Genomic DNA, 16106 nt, shown 5'->3' on the forward strand with positions numbered 1-16106 from the left:
TATTAATGGAATATAATTACTTATTTTTGTTAATATATATAAATTTCTTTCTGTATTTAATGAGTTTAATTACATATTTTACAAGATCATCTATTTGAATGAAAAAACTAGTATTAATTTTTGCTTCTATTTTTGTAAAAGGGCTCCCACAAAAGTACCCTACAAGATTATAGGATACATTTTTAAATTTATGTAGAATTACAATGTTTACAGTTGCTTGAGTAGGCAATCCTTTTTCATTCAACCAAAACAAATATTCCCGTTCTGCTTTATCAATGTCTAAATCCAATAAAGATGATAGTTTAGGATATTTTTCGTTTAAGAACTCCGTCATTCTTTTTAATGGACTTTGACCCATAAATATACTTTTGATTGTCCATAAATCATTAAACAATTGTTGATAATAGACATATTTCACTTCTAAATTGATAGAAGGGTTATCGAATTGAAATTGAATATTTTTATTTGAATAGTTATAGTTCGATACCAGTTCTTCGAACTGCTTAATTTCACTTATAACGTTAATATTCCATTTGTCATTGATTAAGAAATATGAATTTTTTACCTGTTCAATAGAGACAGAACCATCTTTTTAAACAGTCTTTTCAGGATAAGTTGATAGTGCTCTTTGTAATCCTTCGTGGAAGCCTATTGCTTCTACCTGAACATTCTTGATTTGTTTCATCTGTTACTCCTTTCAGTCATTTCTCTTTAGGTTAAATTCAGATTGTGCTTTATTCCAATCTTCTCGAATATCTTCATTCGAAGGATGTAGGTACAGGTTCATTGTTGTTTGAATTTGAGAGTGACCTAATCGTTCTTGTACTTGTTTAATATCCTTTGTTTTCTGATAGTAGATTGTAGCGTGTGTGTGGCGAAATAGGTGAGGGTGTAGGTTTATCCCTGTTTTCTTTTTCAAACGCTTAAACAAAGATTCTACGTTCCAATATTCCATTGGTTTCCCCACATTTTTTCCTCGTAGTTTTACAAAAACAAAATTTGTGTCCAATTCTAATTCATCAAGAACTTCATACAAATAATCGTCATATAAATCCATTAAGGACTGTGATACATAAATTTCTCTTTCCCCAGATTTCAACATCGCACCGTTTTCTATTTCCCCACGTTCTATTAAACGAATCCGATGCCCCTTTCCATGGTCAAAAACAAAATCCTCCATGAAAAGAGCAAGAGCTTCTCCAATACGCAGTCCCGTTTCAAATAACAGTTGAATTAAGAATCTATCTCGAATATTAGTAGTTGCTTCTAATACTTGTTGCACTTGTTCTTTCGTTAATGTTTTTACCTTCTTACGCGGTTCTTTTAATTTTAGTATGTTACTGATAGAGGGCTTGTCTTTATTTACATGATGTAAGAAACTTTTGTAACGTGAGTGTCCTCCTGTAAACACTTGCTTCATCAGTTTTTCCATTATGTCATTTTGCACTTCTTCGTTTCGATAAAGGTAGTCATAGAAGTTTGCTATAACTGTAATTGTAAGGTTAATTGTCTTTTCCGTTCGCTTTGCTTTCTCTTGTTGGAAGGGAGTAACGTTTGAACTCTGATAAGGGCTTCTTAACCATCCCACAAAATCAACTAATCCTCTAATCTAATAAACTTGTAATCTTTCTCCTTTTCTTCTAAGTAGGTATAAAAATGTTTTAAGGAATAGCAATATGTTTTTTGAGTATTAGGGCTTTTTCCTGTCTTATCTAAATACTTTATATATTTCATAACTGGCATTACAGGGAACCCTTCTTGATTCAGTAATATGTATCTCTTAATGTTAGCCTCAATAAGAACTTCTTGCACCCTCATAGTACACTCCTCCTAAAAGATATTAACGCTCGGTCTAAAGACCTCACTACGCCTCCCGCTATGGGCTACGCCCTCTACGAAAGCAAACATACGTTCCTATACATTATAAACATATTATACGATATTCTCAACATCTAAATAACAATTATGATATGCATAAGAAAAGAGGATATATGCTCATATATTGAACATAATATCCTCTTATTAGTTTAGTCTATTTAAAATATATCCAAGCGTTTTTCTAACTATTTATTTGTTTGAAATTCCCGATTGCATTTCGTAATTCCTAACGAGCATACCGTTTGATTTGATCATGCCAAACTCTTCATAATAAGGAACTAAGTCATTGTCACAACACAAATCAACCATATAAATATGATCAAGTTCCTTTAACATTTGATTGACTAATTCCTTGCCAATACCTTTTCCTTTATAATCCGGCAAAACTTCAAGAAACGGAATATAAGCAGATAGAACCCCATCGCTACTCGCTGTAATAAATCCAATTACTTGGTTCGTATGATCGTCTAAAGCAATAACAACTTTACTACTGTTTTTTAGCAGCTTTAGGTGAGTTTGAGGATTTGGTGGATTCGGCCAATCCACAAAAAAGCCGTTCAACATCCCATTCGAAATTCCATTAATAGAATTTTTTGTATATCATCATATATCAGCTCCTAAATTTTTTTGAAATTTTTAGGTAGATGATAGATATCAAAAATAAAGTAGCAAAATTGCGACCTCCAAACTTTTTCGGTATTACTACAAATATTCGATTCAAACTTGAAAAATCCTCTAATATGTTATTTAAAAAAACATTAATGGTATATTAGCCTTTTTCAGCTTTAACGTTCTATTTTGATCCCTTTAACAACCTATCAAGAACGAGGTAATAAAATCACCATCACACCAATCAAACAAATACCAGCTCCAACCCAATCTAATGTGTCTGGTTTTTCTCCATCTATTCCCCAGCCCCACAAAATGGAAAGGACAATAAAGACACCTCCATAGGCTGCGTAGACCCTCCCAAAGGTTGGGAAGGTCTGAAAAGTAGCGACAACCCCATATAAAGCCAACGCAATTCCGCCTAAAACGCCCCAGTAAAATGGTTTACCTTCTCTTAACCAAAGCCATATTAAATAGCCGCCTCCAATTTCCCCAATACCTGCAAGGATAAATAATAATGTTGCACCTATCATTTTTTTCACACTTTCTATTCATATTTAAAAGAAAATTTCTATTATCTGCTCTATTATACATAAAAGCTCGTTCCCATTAACGAAATCAAAAAAATTCGCTTTTCTCCTGTGCGACCAAAATCAAAAGGTTGTTTGGAGAAATGCGAAATATTGTAAGTATATATCGCTATTTATTTTTACTATACTTCTCCTCCTTTTACTTTCTTCCACTTTAATACAATCCCCAGTAAGTAATTGTATCCGTTACGCCGATTAGAATAAGAATAACCCCCGCTACGATTTGAATCACTCTTCCCATTTTCATACTTGTACGCATAATAAACCTTTTTGCGTCAAATAAATGGAAAAGCCCCAGCATCATTAGAAGTGGCACAGAGGTTGCAATTCCAAAAATGGCCGGTAAAACTACCCCATATGAAGAGGTTATGACAGTAGGCATTAACCATACGAAAAATAGCACAAACATCGTAGGGCAAAATGCAATGGAAAAACTAGCCCCCATCAGAAATGAGCCCAATTTCCCCTCTTTTAAAACAGCAGGAATATAATTAGGGATTCGATTTAAAAATTTTAATTTTAAAACTCCAATTAGAACGAGTCCTGTTATTAGCATGGTTGGACCAATCGCTTGACGAAAAATAGGAAAATACTTTGTCATCTCCGTTTCAAAGGACTGACCGAATAGCCAGGCGAATAAACCTATTAAACTAAATACAACGACTTTCCCTAATATAAAGAAGACAATTTCCTGCCAATTGTTTTTCATTTGCAAAGATCGATTTCCATAAAAAGTGATAGCACTCATATTCCCCGTTAATTGACAAGGTGCTAAAGCGCCTACTAATCCAAGAAGAATTGCTATAATGAATGGGGAATATTCATATGCGTTTAAAAATACTGTAATAGGTTCACTGATAGTTTGACTTATTTTCGATATTAAACTGTACATACATACACCTTCTATTTCATAACTTACCCGCATTAGCAAGTTTATTCCAATTTACCCCTTCATCTTTCGTTAATATTAAACCAAAAATTTTTTTCCGTGCTTTCATTTTTCCCACTCCTCTTAAACTAGTTATGAATTCTGATATTCCCCTAGTTTAGAAGGTAAATATGAATAAATGATGCAAATTAACGTAAAAGTTCAATATAATTAATTCTAATTTGCTTACCAGTTTTTCATTCATTATATCGAAATCTATCTTTGTCTTAAATCCATTTCTCATAATTGTACAAAATAAAAAAGCAGTTGAAGATCACCCATTTTCTTAATCTTCAACTACTTATTATCTTGTCTTATGTTTGCAAACAATTAATGAACAGCTTGCTTCACTCTATCTAATATTTCATCAGATGTTGTTAATTGTAATGCTTCTGTTGCTAATGTTCGCATATCCGCTACGGATAAATGTTTAATTAAGGAACGTGTTTTTAAAATGGATGTTGCACTCATTGAAAATTCATCTAGACCTAAACCAAGTAATAGTGGTACAGCATATTCATCCCCTGCCATTTCACCACACATACCAGCCCATTTCTTTTCTTTGTGAGCCGCATCAATGACCATTTTAATCAAACGTAAAATGGCAGGGTTATATGGTTGATATAAATAAGATACTTTTTCATTCATACGATCCGCTGCCATCGTATATTGAATTAAATCATTTGTACCAATCGAGAAGAAGTCAACTTCTTTCGCAAAAATATCTGCCATCACTGCTGTTGATGGAATTTCAACCATAATGCCAATTTCAATCTCACTTACCTCGACGCCTTTTGCAAGTAGGTTTTCCTTTTCTTCCGAAAGAATCGCTTTCGCGTCACGGAATTCTTGCAATGTCGCAATCATAGGGAACATAATTTTTAAGTTACCGTAATTGGATGCACGTAGTAATGCACGCAATTGTGTACGGAAAATGTCTTGATACTCTAAACATAGACGAATCGCGCGATGACCGAGAAACGGATTCATTTCTTCTTGGAGCGGTAAATATGGTAAGTTTTTATCGCCACCAATATCGAGTGTTCGGATGACAACCGCTTTACCTTCCATTCCTTCTAATACCGTTTTATAGGCCGTAAATTGTTCTTCCTCAGAAGGTAAGTTGTCTCGTCCCATATATAAAAATTCTGTACGATATAAACCGATTCCTTCACCACCGTGACGTAGAACACCTTCTAAATCATTTGGTGACCCAATGTTCGCAGCTAGTTCAACTTGAACACCGTCTTTGGAAATCGTTTTTTCGTTTAGTAATGTTGCCCACTCTGCTTGTTGAGCAGTAAAGTCTTCCGCTTTTTTTCTATAGGTTGCAACCACTTCTTCTGTTGGATTCACAAGTACATCACCTGTTAAACCATCCACGATTAATAAATCACCATCTTGAATAGACTCAACTGCTGTACCTGTCCCTACAACGGCTGGAATTTCTAGTGAACGTGCCATAATGGCAGAGTGTGATGTACGACCACCAATATCCGTTGTAAAGCCAAGTACAAAATTACGGTCCAATTGTGCTGTCTCAGAAGGAGTTAAATCAGTTGCTACAACAATCACCTGTTCATTAATATTGCTTGGATTTGGAATATGTACACCGAGTAGATGCGCTAAAACGCGGTTTGACACGTCTTTAATATCTGCAGCACGCTCACTCATATATTCATTATCCATACCTTCAAATAATGATACAAACATCGTCGAAACTTCATTCAATGCATATTCAGCATTGACAGCTTCTTCGGCAATTTTTTGTTTGATCGGTCCAATTAATTCTGGATCTTTTACGACAAGTAGATGTGCACCGAAAATAGCAGCTTCTTCCGCCCCTAATTTTTCATGCGTTAGCTGTTGAATAGCGGCTAACTCTTCTGCTGATTTATCAAGCGCGGCCACTAAGCGTTGCTGCTCTGCATCAATATCCTGAATAGTTGTTTTCGCAAACGATAAATCCGGTTGTACTAAACAATATGCTTTTGCAATGGCAATGCCGTCAGATGCGGCAATACCTTTGAGTTGGATCATTGTGCTAGCCCCGTTTCTGAAATTAATTTTGTTAATGCAGTAAACGCTTGTTCTTCATCCTCCCCCTCTACTTGTAATGTAAACATTGAACCTTGTTTTAGGGCTAATCCCATAACGCCTAAAATAGATTTTAAATTGGCTGTTCTTTGTTCTGTCTGTAACTCAATTGAAGAAGCAAATGGTGTTGCTGCTGCTACTAATTGGCTAGCTGGACGTGCGTGAATTCCTAGTGGGTCTATTACTGTAAATTGTTTTGTTTTCATTGTTCATTCTCCTCTTTTTGTAAATCTGTTAATATAATGATATTAGGGTGTTTTGTTAATACACTTGCTGGAACATCTTCTGTATATTCAGATGCAAGAACGCGTTCTAATACATCACGTTTCGCTTCTCCTACAGCTATTAACAAAATGCACTTAGCGCGCATGATTGATTGAATTCCCATCGTAAATGCTTGGGTTGGAACGTCATCAATTGAATCAAAGAAACGTGCATTCGCTTGACGTGTTGATTCTTCAAGCGTTACAAGATGTGTCAACGAATCAAATGATGTGCCTGGTTCATTAAAGCCGATATGACCGTTTTGTCCGATCCCAAGCAATTGAAAATCTAATGGATGCTGCTGTAATAATGATTCATAGCTTGCCATTTCCTCAGCAGGATTATGAGCTAAACCATTCGGTAAATAAGATTCTTTAAATGATTTGTTGTGAAATAAATGTTTGTACATATAATATGCGTAACTTTGTTCATGTTTAGCACTAAGTCCAACGTATTCATCCAGGTTGAAGCTAATACAATTCGTAAAATCGATATCAGTTTCACAAATTTTACTATACAACGGCTCCATTGTACCACCTGTAGCTAGACCGAACGTTGTAGCACCTTCATTTTTAGTACTCACAATAATGTCTACTGCACGAGCGTATAAATCTTCTTTTGAAGCAAAGCGTTCCAGTCTCAATTTCCAATTCCCCCTTATTTACTTATTAAACAGGCATACGATCTCTTATGCTTCGTAGATTACTTTTCCAGCCTTTATTGTTTGTTGCAACATTAACTGTTCATCCAGAATAACAACATCTGCATCAAATCCTTCTTCGATTTGTCCTTTGTTCGTCAGTTTTAGTTGTTTTGCTGCATTGTAGCTAGACATTTTAACTAGTTCTTCTAACGTGCAGTTCGTGATGAGTTGCATATTCCGAACAGCTTGGTCCATTTTTAATACACTACCAGCAAGGGCTCCGTTTGATAAATGCGCTCCACTTTCGGAGACATGAACCATTTGACCACCTAAGTCATAATCTCCATAGGGCATTCCTTTTGCTCGCATTGCATCGGTTATTAAAATAATACCATCTGCTCCTTTTAAACGATATGCCATGTTCACGGCATCCTTGTGCATATGGATAAAATCAACAATGATTTCTGCCTTCATTTCCTCTAATAATAATACACCACCGACAACACCTGGATCTCGATGATGGAAAGGGCGCATTTGGTTGTATAAATGTGTGCCTTGTGTTGCACCATGACGAACCGCTTCTTTCATTTGTTCAAATGTTGCATCAGAATGACCAATTGAAACGACCACTCCGCTATCTGCAATTGCTTGAACGACCTCAAATCCATTTGGTTCTTCTGGCGCCATTGTAATTTGTTTAATTTTATGGGCACTTATGTTTTGCCACTTTGTAAAAACAGCGAAATCAGGTGGTACAACATATTCAAGCGGCTGTGCACCTACACGCTTTTTTGATATAAAAGGGCCTTCTACATGAATACCTAGAAGTTCTGCCTCATCTGGATTTGAAGTAAACTGCGCAATATTTTCAAGAGCACGGTCAATATTTTGATAGCTTTGTGTCATAGTCGTTGCTAAAAAGCCTATTGTACCTTCTTTTGCAAGTGATTTCGCCATTGTATGAAGACCTTCATTCGATGCATCCATCGTGTCCATTTGAGCAGAGCCATGAATATGCATATCTATATAACCAGGGAATAAATATTTCCCTGTACCATCTATAATTTGCACGTGATCTGCGTCAATTTGCTGCGCAATTTGTGCAATTTCCCCATCCTTTATGAAAACGTCGACACATTTCTTTCGTCCTGTTGCATTGACGACTGTGATGTTACGGATTAATAAATTCATTAAAAACATCTCCTAGGATTGATAGCAGATACTGGCCTAAAAATAGTAAGTTTGAAGCGATCCTGCTCATATTTTGATAAAGTGCTACGACCCGCATAGATTTCTGTGGGACTATACTTTCCCACAGAAAATTAAGCGGATTTACGATTAGTGCATGTTCATTTTGTTAGATGGACCTTTTTAGACAGCATCCTTTATTGTTACTTCTTCATCGAAATAATGTTACGTGAACCCGATCGTTGGAAACCAGTTTTTTCAAGTTCAATTTCCTGTCCCATTAAACTTGTGAAAACAACTGGTGTAACGATAGACGGTACTTTGTCTTTAATACTCTCAAAATCAACTTTTAATAATGTATCGCCACGTTTAATTACTTGACCTTCTGTAACCATCGCTTCAAAACCTTCACCATTTAGAGTGACCGTATCTAAACCGACATGAATTAATAGTTCTACACCTGAATCAGATTTTAAGCCGATTGCATGCTTCGTTGGGAAAACCATTACTACTTGACCATCAAATGGCGCATGAACTGTACCATCCTTTGGATGAATACCAAAGCCTGGCCCCATTATACCTGACGAGAATGCTTCATCTGGCACTTCAGATAACGGTATTAAATCTCCTGTAATCGGCATTTCAAAATCATTCGAAGGATTTGTTCCTTCTGCTACTGTTGCCTCTTCAACAGGCGCTTCTTTTTGTACATCTACATTTGAAGGCGCTGGATTCCCTTTTTTCAGACGATCTTTCATGGCTTCTGCCAAAAACTCTACAGATGTACCGATAATTACTTGGACATTTGTCTTACTTATACGCATAACACCACGTGCGCCCGTTTGTTTTAATGTTTTTTCATCCACCTGATCCGCATCACCAACAGTCATTCGAAGACGTGTTGTACAGTAATCGACTTGCTTAATATTTTCTTGTCCACCTAATGCTTCAATTGTATGGAAAGCACGTGCATCTAAATCATTAGAAACAGCTGAAGTAACATCTGCCTTTTCTTCATCTTCGTCTTCACGACCAGGTGTTTTTAAATCTAACTTCTTGATTAAGAAATAGAAAACGACAAAATAAATTGCCCCGAAACCTAATCCTAATGGAAGTAATAGCCATGGACTATCTGCTAAACCAAAGTTTAAAAGATAGTCAATTAAACCTGCGGAAAATCCGAAACCATCACGGAATCCAATAATATAGGCAACGGCAAGCGAAATACCTGTTAAAACTGCATGGATCCCATAAAGAACTGGCGATAAAAACATAAATGTAAATTCAATAGGCTCAGTTACACCTGTTAAAAATGCTGTTAACGCGATGGATACGAACATACCACCGACTACTGCACGATTTTTCTTTTTCGCTGCAGAGTACATCGCAAGACACGCTGCTGGTAATCCAAACATCATAATTGGGAAGAAACCTGCTTGGAAATGTCCTGCTGATGGGTCTCCTGCTAAAAATCGATTAATATCACCTTTAACAAGATCTCCTGCAGCATTGGTAAATTCACCGAAATCAAACCAGATTATTGTATTAATTACATGGTGTAGACCTACTGGGATTAATAAACGATTTAAGAAACCATACATCCCAACACCAAGTGATCCAGCACCGATTAACCAGTTCCCTACTGAATCAATACCACCTTGAATTGGTCCCCATACGACAGCTAAAATAGCACCTAAAATCGCCATGGTGATGGACGTTATAATTGGCACAAAGCGCCGTCCTCCGAAGAATGACAGCCATTCTGGGAATTTTACATTATAGAATTTGTTATAAAGTAAGCCGGCAGTAATACCTGCAATAATTCCACCGAATACACCCATATTCAGGTCTGCATTTACAGATTTTAATACTGCGACTAACACCAAATGTGCAATGGCGCCCGCTAACGCTGCTCCACCACTATTATCATGTGCTAAGCCCATCGCGATACCAATAGCAAATATAATGGATAAGTTACCCGTACTCAAAATTGCATCACCAGATGCTGCCATAATACTTGCAATATACTTAATAGCGTCATTTGGTACTGCACCAAGCATATCATCAGAGCCTAAGCGTAACAGTATTGCGGCTGCTGGTAATGTAGCGATTGGAAACATTAACGACTTACCGATTTTTTGTAAGAAAGCTAACATTAAATATCCCCCTTTGGTATAGTTGTCTAGACCACTTAATAGAAAAAGCGTTTTCATTAAGTTTGTTATCAATTATATTACCACTCGTATAAAAAATAAACATTATTTTTGAACTGAAGAAAGGGTTTCAAAAATTTTAAATCCTATTACACATTAGTATGATTTTTTATAGGAACAAAATATAGCCCAATTGGCAGCTTTTCTTCAAGCCAATTGGACTACAGTTCATACATTCTATTATTTACGCTGTGACGTCACGTTTCATAAAGGAGATATAGCTGATCAAAAGGAAAAGTACAGCATAAATCGCAAGAATCGTGAGTGAGAATGGCATTGTAATGCCGTCTAGTATTGAACTACTATGTTCATATTGTGTTAAATCTGAATGAGTTAACCAAACATATTTAACGATTTTATATTTGCTTAAGAACATCACAATCATACCGCCAGTAAACGATAAGAACATCGTTAAGCCAATCGCCAAAGAGCTTGAGCGGAAAACAGAGCCTACTAAGAAAGCAAACAACATTGACATAACAAAGTTTCCACCAGTAAGTAAATAGTGATATGCCAAATCATTCCATACTGCTTTTTCAACAACCTGACCGTTGACTATTTCTAACTCAGCACCAGTTGTACCACCAAATAATATAAGCCCAACTAGAGCGCTAACTCCGACATTGACAATATATAATAAGAGTCCAAATATGAAAGTCGTTAGTAATTTTGAAGTTAATATTTTTGCCCGTGAAACAGGACGTGTTAATAACATTTTAATCGTACCAGTAGAGTATTCACTAGATACAATACTTGCGGCAACAATAACTGTAAATAATGTGACTAAATTCAGCATACTACCTGTAAATGACATAAAGCCTGCTAAGTCTTGAGACGGCACATCGTTTGCTAATCGATACTCAGAAATAGCTATTTTCTCTTCATAGATATTTTTATCCTCTGCCGATAAATTGTCATCATTCAGTATTTCTTTATAATTCTCAATGGCCTGCTGTTCACTTTCCTGCCATGTGCTACCCTCTTTTGTTTCATAGTATTTCATCATAATACCAGGACCAATAATAAAGAGGATTACTAGCGCGACCATTGCCCAAGTTCCCTTTTTATGCCATAACTTCATCCATTCATTTTGCATTAGCTTCAACAATTTGGCCACCTCCTGTCATTTCTAAGAATTGATCCTCTAACGTTTTTTGATGCGGTTGTACGGCAAATAATTGAATTTCTTCGTTAACAAATTGGGTAATGAGTTTCGGTATATCCTCTTTCTTTATTTCCACTACATAACCGTTATTTTCCGCCACAAAGTTGTAATCGAGCTTTTGTAGAAGAGCTGCAACCTGATCATTTGGTGTAGCTTCAATATAATAAAACGAAGATGTTTCAACGTTAATATCACGAATATCGATGAGTTTGCCATTTTGTATGACAGCTACTCGATCACACATTAATTCAATTTCAGATAATAAATGGCTGGAAACAAATACAGATACGCCATCCTCCGTCGCAATTTTACGCAAGTACATACGAAACTCGCGGATACCTGCTGGGTCTAAACCATTTGTTGGTTCATCTAAAATTAAAAATTTTGGTCGATGAAGGAGTGCCTGAGCAAGTCCTAAACGCTGACGCATCCCTAGCGAATATGTCGAAACCTTTTCATGAATACGATTTTCAAGACCGACCTGTCTAACTACCTCTTGAATACGCTCTTTTGTTACGTTTTTATGCATACGCGCAAAGTGCAATAGGTTTTTATAGCCCGACATAAATTTATACATTTCCGGATTTTCTACAATTACACCGACTTTACTAATCGCTTCCTCATAATTGTCCTGTAAAGAAAGACCTTCAATAATGACTTTCCCTTCTGTTGGATTCATAAGACCTGTCATCATACGAATTGTCGTTGTTTTCCCTGCACCATTCGGTCCTAAAAAACCAGTGATTTGCCCTGGATATAAATCGATATTCAATTGCTGAATTAATTGCTTACCACGAATAGTTTTTGATAAATTTTGCAATTGAACAATTGGTTGTGTTGTCATAAATTTCACCCTTTCTTATAAAACGCCTTCATCCATTGCACAGCATCCTTATTCGAAACATCTCGAATCGTCTCTACTTCCTCATGTGCCATGATCGAACCATTTTGCAATAAAATGATTTGATCTAGAATAGGCTCTACCTCATATAACTCATGCGTTGATAATAAAATTGTTTGATGTTCAATGTCAGTAAATTGAATTAACCCTTTAATTAATTGTTCTCGAACGATTGGATCCAGACCAGAGAAAGGCTCATCCATTAAATAAAAAGGTACTTCTCGCCCAAGCGTTGCGGCCATTTTCATTCGACCACGGTTCCCCTTTGATAATTGCCGTAGCTTCACATTTTTATCAACCTGTAAAAACTCTGCAACGATACAAGCTTTATCATACGAAAAATCTTCGAATTGAGAGGCATAGTGCTGAAAAAGCTGCTCACCTGTGTAAAAATCAAAAAACAAATCAATATCTGGTAAATAGGCAATTTCATCAGCACTTCTGCGTGTAATAAGCGTTCTATTTAGCAATACCTCACCACTTGATGGACGTAATAAGCCTGCCAGCACTTTTAATAGTGTCGACTTGCCACTACCATTTTCTCCAACAAGCCCAATGATTTGTCCAACAGGAATGGAAAAAGACACATCTTGTAAAATAGGCTTTTTCATATAACGAAAAGAAACATTTGATAGCTGTAGCATTTATTTCACCTCACGATTTATTTTGTAAAACAACGAGCATCTCTTCTTTTGAAAATCCAAGTGCTTCAATGGAAGTTAAAAAATGATCTGCCAGTTGATTTTTCATATCTTCCCGTAATAGAGCAATTCGCCCATCATCGGTAGTAATAAATGTACCTTGACCTCGTTTGGTTTCCGTTATATTCATCGCTTCTAACTCCTTATACACCCGTTGCACAGTATTTACATTGACACCTGTTTCCACTGCATATTCTCGAACCGAAGGAAGTCGATCCCCAAGCACTAGCTTCCCTTTCAAAATGTCTCCACATATCCGATCTACAAGCTGGCTATATATAGGCTTATCACGTGAAAAGTCGATTGTCATCGTAAAACCACCTTTTCAAGCCACTTTGTCGCTATGATAAATAAGATCGCTAGCCAAATGATCGATGCTACTTCTTCTACGACATAAAATGAGCCTAAAAGTAGCTCCGTCGTGTGTATTTTCGGGAAATATTGATCCAACCACGTTAACGGAATCTCTACATGATGGAAAATATTATCATATAATTTACTTTCTGTAAATTTAAACCATAAATCCATACTGAAAAAGAAGGTAACCATAGTAATAACAATAGAAAATCTACCAACTAAATGTTTCATTTGGAGATTAAATGCTAAAAATAATACCATTATTACAAACATCATCAATTGAAGAATTACAATAATTGCTACAATAAACAACAGCAATAAAAGTACTTGGGCGAAGTTACCAACAATTTCATCTCCGATTTTGTAAATAGCTAAACTCACAAAGATAAAATTGAAGATAGCGTATCCTATTAAAGAAAATACGATTTTCACACCTACAAGCTGTGCGATAGAACTAGTTGAATGCAGCCATATCTCTTTGCTCTTTAAATCATGACGCATACTAGCTAGGAATTGTAATATCGAAAAAAATCCACCTAATATAAGTACTAGTATTGAGAAAGCAAATGACAGCTGATTTTCCATTGTAAATCCATCACTTAACCGCCTTATTAAATATGGAACTACCATCGACAGCATAATCCCTATAAAAACCCCTACAAATAGCCATGTCCGATAAAGCACCCATTCCTTTTTTAAAAGCCCTGCGAATTTTTTCAACATAAACACCTCGTGTTATAGTGTACTAGTCAGATATTACACTATGACTTTTAAGTTTGCAAGTATTAATTCAAAAAAAAGGAAGAACCCTTATACAAAGGGCTCTTCCTTCATCTTGTAATATAATTAGTTTCTTGGCAAAATGAGGTGTGACTTCCGTCCAGGCTACTCGCTTTCCTATGGGCGAGCGTCGAGCCGCTTCGCTCCGTGCAGGGTCTCGCCTGTCTGCTTTCCCACGGGAGTCGAGTAGTCTTCCACTCCAATCAACAATGGTGTAGAACTTTTATTAATTTAGTGTATTTGAAAGTGAACACTATGGCTACTCACAATAATTGAACAGAAGAAACTTATAACAGTGACTCGAATCTACTGTTGGTGTAACTGTCGCTATGCTGAACAGCTTTCGCTCAAAAACACTTATTACTTGATTTTCATCACTTACATTTGAAGTTATATGCAGAAAATATATGCTTTGAAAAGTAGTTGATTGGAGTGGAGACTGGGCGACTCCTCGGGGATCAGCGTCACAGATGAGACCCTGCAGCGCAGCGAAGCGGCTCATCGGACGCCCCCAGGAAGCTTTGCTCTGTGCGAAAGCGTAGCGGCAGCAACAAAGCGCCCAGTAGGAACGGAGATCAACCACTCGCTTTGCCCAAAATCTATAGTAATCTTTAATTTATTGTCATGGATCTAGCAGAAAATTTTGAAGGCCTAACCCATTTTCCTAACTACTTTAACCTTTAATCTCGTTGCATTTTCCGGGTGGTAGGCAAGGGGTGTTTCTTCTTCTACTTCTACTTCTACTTCTACTAACTCAATCGTCTCAGCAAGAGCTCCTACTAACACAGCTTATTTCACTGCTTTTTCTTGAGCATCATTCAGAGAAATCTCACGGGCTCTCTAGAACATCCGAAAGTTTCATTTTTTTCAAAAAAAATGACAACTATAATTTGTTCGTACAAATAAAAACAGAGGTTGGTGATGAACCAATTCCCCTGCTTTTCTCTATGACCAATCATTTATTGCCAACTCAGTACGCAACTACTCTAGAAATCTTTCATAGTCAGATTCAGCGTTAGTTGATACGGTAATTTATATTCCAATTTCCCTCATTTTTTCTGTTACTTTCTCGACTCTGCTATCAATATCTGTACCGTCAAACTTCGGAAGCTTTAGTTCACTGACGATTTTTCCGTCGAGCATAAACATTATGCGTTCCGTACGGGCCGCAACCTTTGCGTCGTGAGTGACAAGCATAATCGCAGTACCGCCCGCGTTAATTTCAGAAAAAATGTCCATGATCTCCTGGGCTGATTTTGAATTTAGTGCGCCTGTAGGTTCATCGCCGAAGATGATTTTCGGGCTGTTCAAAAGTGCTCGACATATTCCCGCTCGTTGAAGCTGCCCTCCCGAAACTTGTGTAATGTCGCGCATTTCAAGCTCTGCAATGCCTACCCTCTTCATAAGTACTCTTGCTTTCTCTGAAATCTTTGCACCGTTTTTTCTATTATCGCGAATTGATGGAAGAATAATATTATCGAGAATATTCAGATTTTTAAGCATAGTTGGCTGCTGAAAAACAAAGCCCATTTTAGTTCTACGTAAATCAGAAAGTTCAGCCTCACCGACTGACGATATATCACTTCCATCAAAAGTAATCCTTCCGCTATCAACACTGTCCATGCCGCTCAATGCAAACATGAGCGTTGATTTTCCCGAGCCCGAGGGTCCCATGATCGCAACAAACTCACCTTCGTTTATGTCAACGGACACACCGTCGAGAACATTGTGTTTTTCGTCGCCCTCACCGAAAGATTTTACAATATGTTCACCGATTACAAGATTCTTCATA

14 protein-coding genes and 3 pseudogenes are annotated in these 16106 nt (G+C 36.8%); all 17 read right to left on the reverse strand.

The genetic code is table 11. The features are described from left to right. Positions 1–217: 217 nt before the first annotated feature. Positions 218–685: pseudogene (locus tag ACFTQ7_RS21255) on the reverse strand (tyrosine-type recombinase/integrase); the annotation flags it as partial. A 12-nt stretch (positions 686–697) separates the two neighbouring features. Continuing rightward, positions 698–1818, reverse strand: a pseudogene (locus ACFTQ7_RS21260) (tyrosine-type recombinase/integrase). A 249-nt stretch (positions 1819–2067) separates the two neighbouring features. Continuing rightward, positions 2068–2442, reverse strand: coding sequence for a GNAT family N-acetyltransferase (locus ACFTQ7_RS21265; protein ID WP_386830883.1), 375 nt, complete (start codon positions 2440–2442; stop codon positions 2068–2070). Positions 2443–2696: 254 nt separating this feature from the next. After that, positions 2697–3020 carry a YnfA family protein gene (locus ACFTQ7_RS21270; RefSeq protein ID WP_386830974.1) on the reverse strand — a complete coding sequence of 108 codons (324 nt, stop codon included), beginning with the start codon at positions 3018–3020 and terminating at the stop codon, positions 2697–2699. Between the two features lie 211 nt (positions 3021–3231). Next, on the reverse strand, positions 3232–3969 hold the full coding sequence (locus ACFTQ7_RS21275; RefSeq protein ID WP_386830885.1) for an urease accessory protein UreH domain-containing protein: 738 nt from the start codon (positions 3967–3969) through the stop codon (positions 3232–3234). A 366-nt stretch (positions 3970–4335) separates the two neighbouring features. Then, positions 4336–6045, reverse strand: a complete 1710-nt coding sequence (gene ptsP, locus ACFTQ7_RS21280; RefSeq protein WP_386830887.1) for a phosphoenolpyruvate--protein phosphotransferase — start codon at positions 6043–6045, stop codon at positions 4336–4338. Then, positions 6042–6308 carry an HPr family phosphocarrier protein gene (locus tag ACFTQ7_RS21285; RefSeq protein WP_349658566.1) on the reverse strand — a complete coding sequence of 89 codons (267 nt, stop codon included), beginning with the start codon at positions 6306–6308 and terminating at the stop codon, positions 6042–6044. The genes ptsP and ACFTQ7_RS21285 overlap by 4 nt, the downstream gene beginning before the upstream one ends. Then, positions 6305–7009, reverse strand: coding sequence for a glucosamine-6-phosphate deaminase (locus ACFTQ7_RS21290; protein ID WP_386830889.1), 705 nt, complete (start codon positions 7007–7009; stop codon positions 6305–6307). The genes ACFTQ7_RS21285 and ACFTQ7_RS21290 overlap by 4 nt, the downstream gene beginning before the upstream one ends. A 45-nt stretch (positions 7010–7054) precedes the next feature. Continuing rightward, the gene (nagA, locus tag ACFTQ7_RS21295; protein ID WP_386830891.1) at positions 7055–8200 is read right to left on the reverse strand and encodes an N-acetylglucosamine-6-phosphate deacetylase; all 1146 of its coding nucleotides are present in this window, start codon (positions 8198–8200) and stop codon (positions 7055–7057) included. Positions 8201–8400: 200 nt separating this feature from the next. After that, positions 8401–10353 carry an N-acetylglucosamine-specific PTS transporter subunit IIBC gene (gene nagE / locus ACFTQ7_RS21300; RefSeq protein WP_386830893.1) on the reverse strand — a complete coding sequence of 651 codons (1953 nt, stop codon included), beginning with the start codon at positions 10351–10353 and terminating at the stop codon, positions 8401–8403. A 241-nt stretch (positions 10354–10594) separates the two neighbouring features. Next, the gene (locus tag ACFTQ7_RS21305) at positions 10595–11518 is read right to left on the reverse strand and encodes an ABC transporter permease (protein WP_386830895.1); all 924 of its coding nucleotides are present in this window, start codon (positions 11516–11518) and stop codon (positions 10595–10597) included. Beyond that, complete coding sequence (locus ACFTQ7_RS21310) at positions 11496–12419, reverse strand: ABC transporter ATP-binding protein (RefSeq protein WP_386830897.1); 924 nt, start codon at positions 12417–12419, stop codon at positions 11496–11498. The genes ACFTQ7_RS21305 and ACFTQ7_RS21310 overlap by 23 nt, the downstream gene beginning before the upstream one ends. Before the next feature lie 5 nt (positions 12420–12424). Beyond that, positions 12425–13120, reverse strand: coding sequence for an ATP-binding cassette domain-containing protein (locus ACFTQ7_RS21315; protein WP_386830899.1), 696 nt, complete (start codon positions 13118–13120; stop codon positions 12425–12427). 10 nt (positions 13121–13130) lie between these two features. After that, on the reverse strand, positions 13131–13487 hold the full coding sequence (locus ACFTQ7_RS21320; protein ID WP_376076230.1) for a GntR family transcriptional regulator: 357 nt from the start codon (positions 13485–13487) through the stop codon (positions 13131–13133). Continuing rightward, the gene (locus ACFTQ7_RS21325) at positions 13484–14257 is read right to left on the reverse strand and encodes a hypothetical protein (protein WP_386830902.1); all 774 of its coding nucleotides are present in this window, start codon (positions 14255–14257) and stop codon (positions 13484–13486) included. The genes ACFTQ7_RS21320 and ACFTQ7_RS21325 overlap by 4 nt, the downstream gene beginning before the upstream one ends. A gap of 708 nt (positions 14258–14965) precedes the next feature. Continuing rightward, positions 14966–15148 (reverse strand): annotated as a pseudogene (locus ACFTQ7_RS21330) (hydantoinase/oxoprolinase family protein); the annotation flags it as partial. Between the two features lie 198 nt (positions 15149–15346). Beyond that, entirely contained in the window at positions 15347–16105 is a 759-nt protein-coding gene (locus tag ACFTQ7_RS21335) for an ABC transporter ATP-binding protein (protein WP_386830904.1), read from the reverse strand. Position 16106: the final 1 nt, after the last annotated feature.

It is taken from the genome of Lysinibacillus sp. NPDC056959 (genome assembly GCF_042674095.1).
Lineage (GTDB): Bacteria > Bacillota > Bacilli > Bacillales_A > Planococcaceae > Lysinibacillus > Lysinibacillus zambalensis.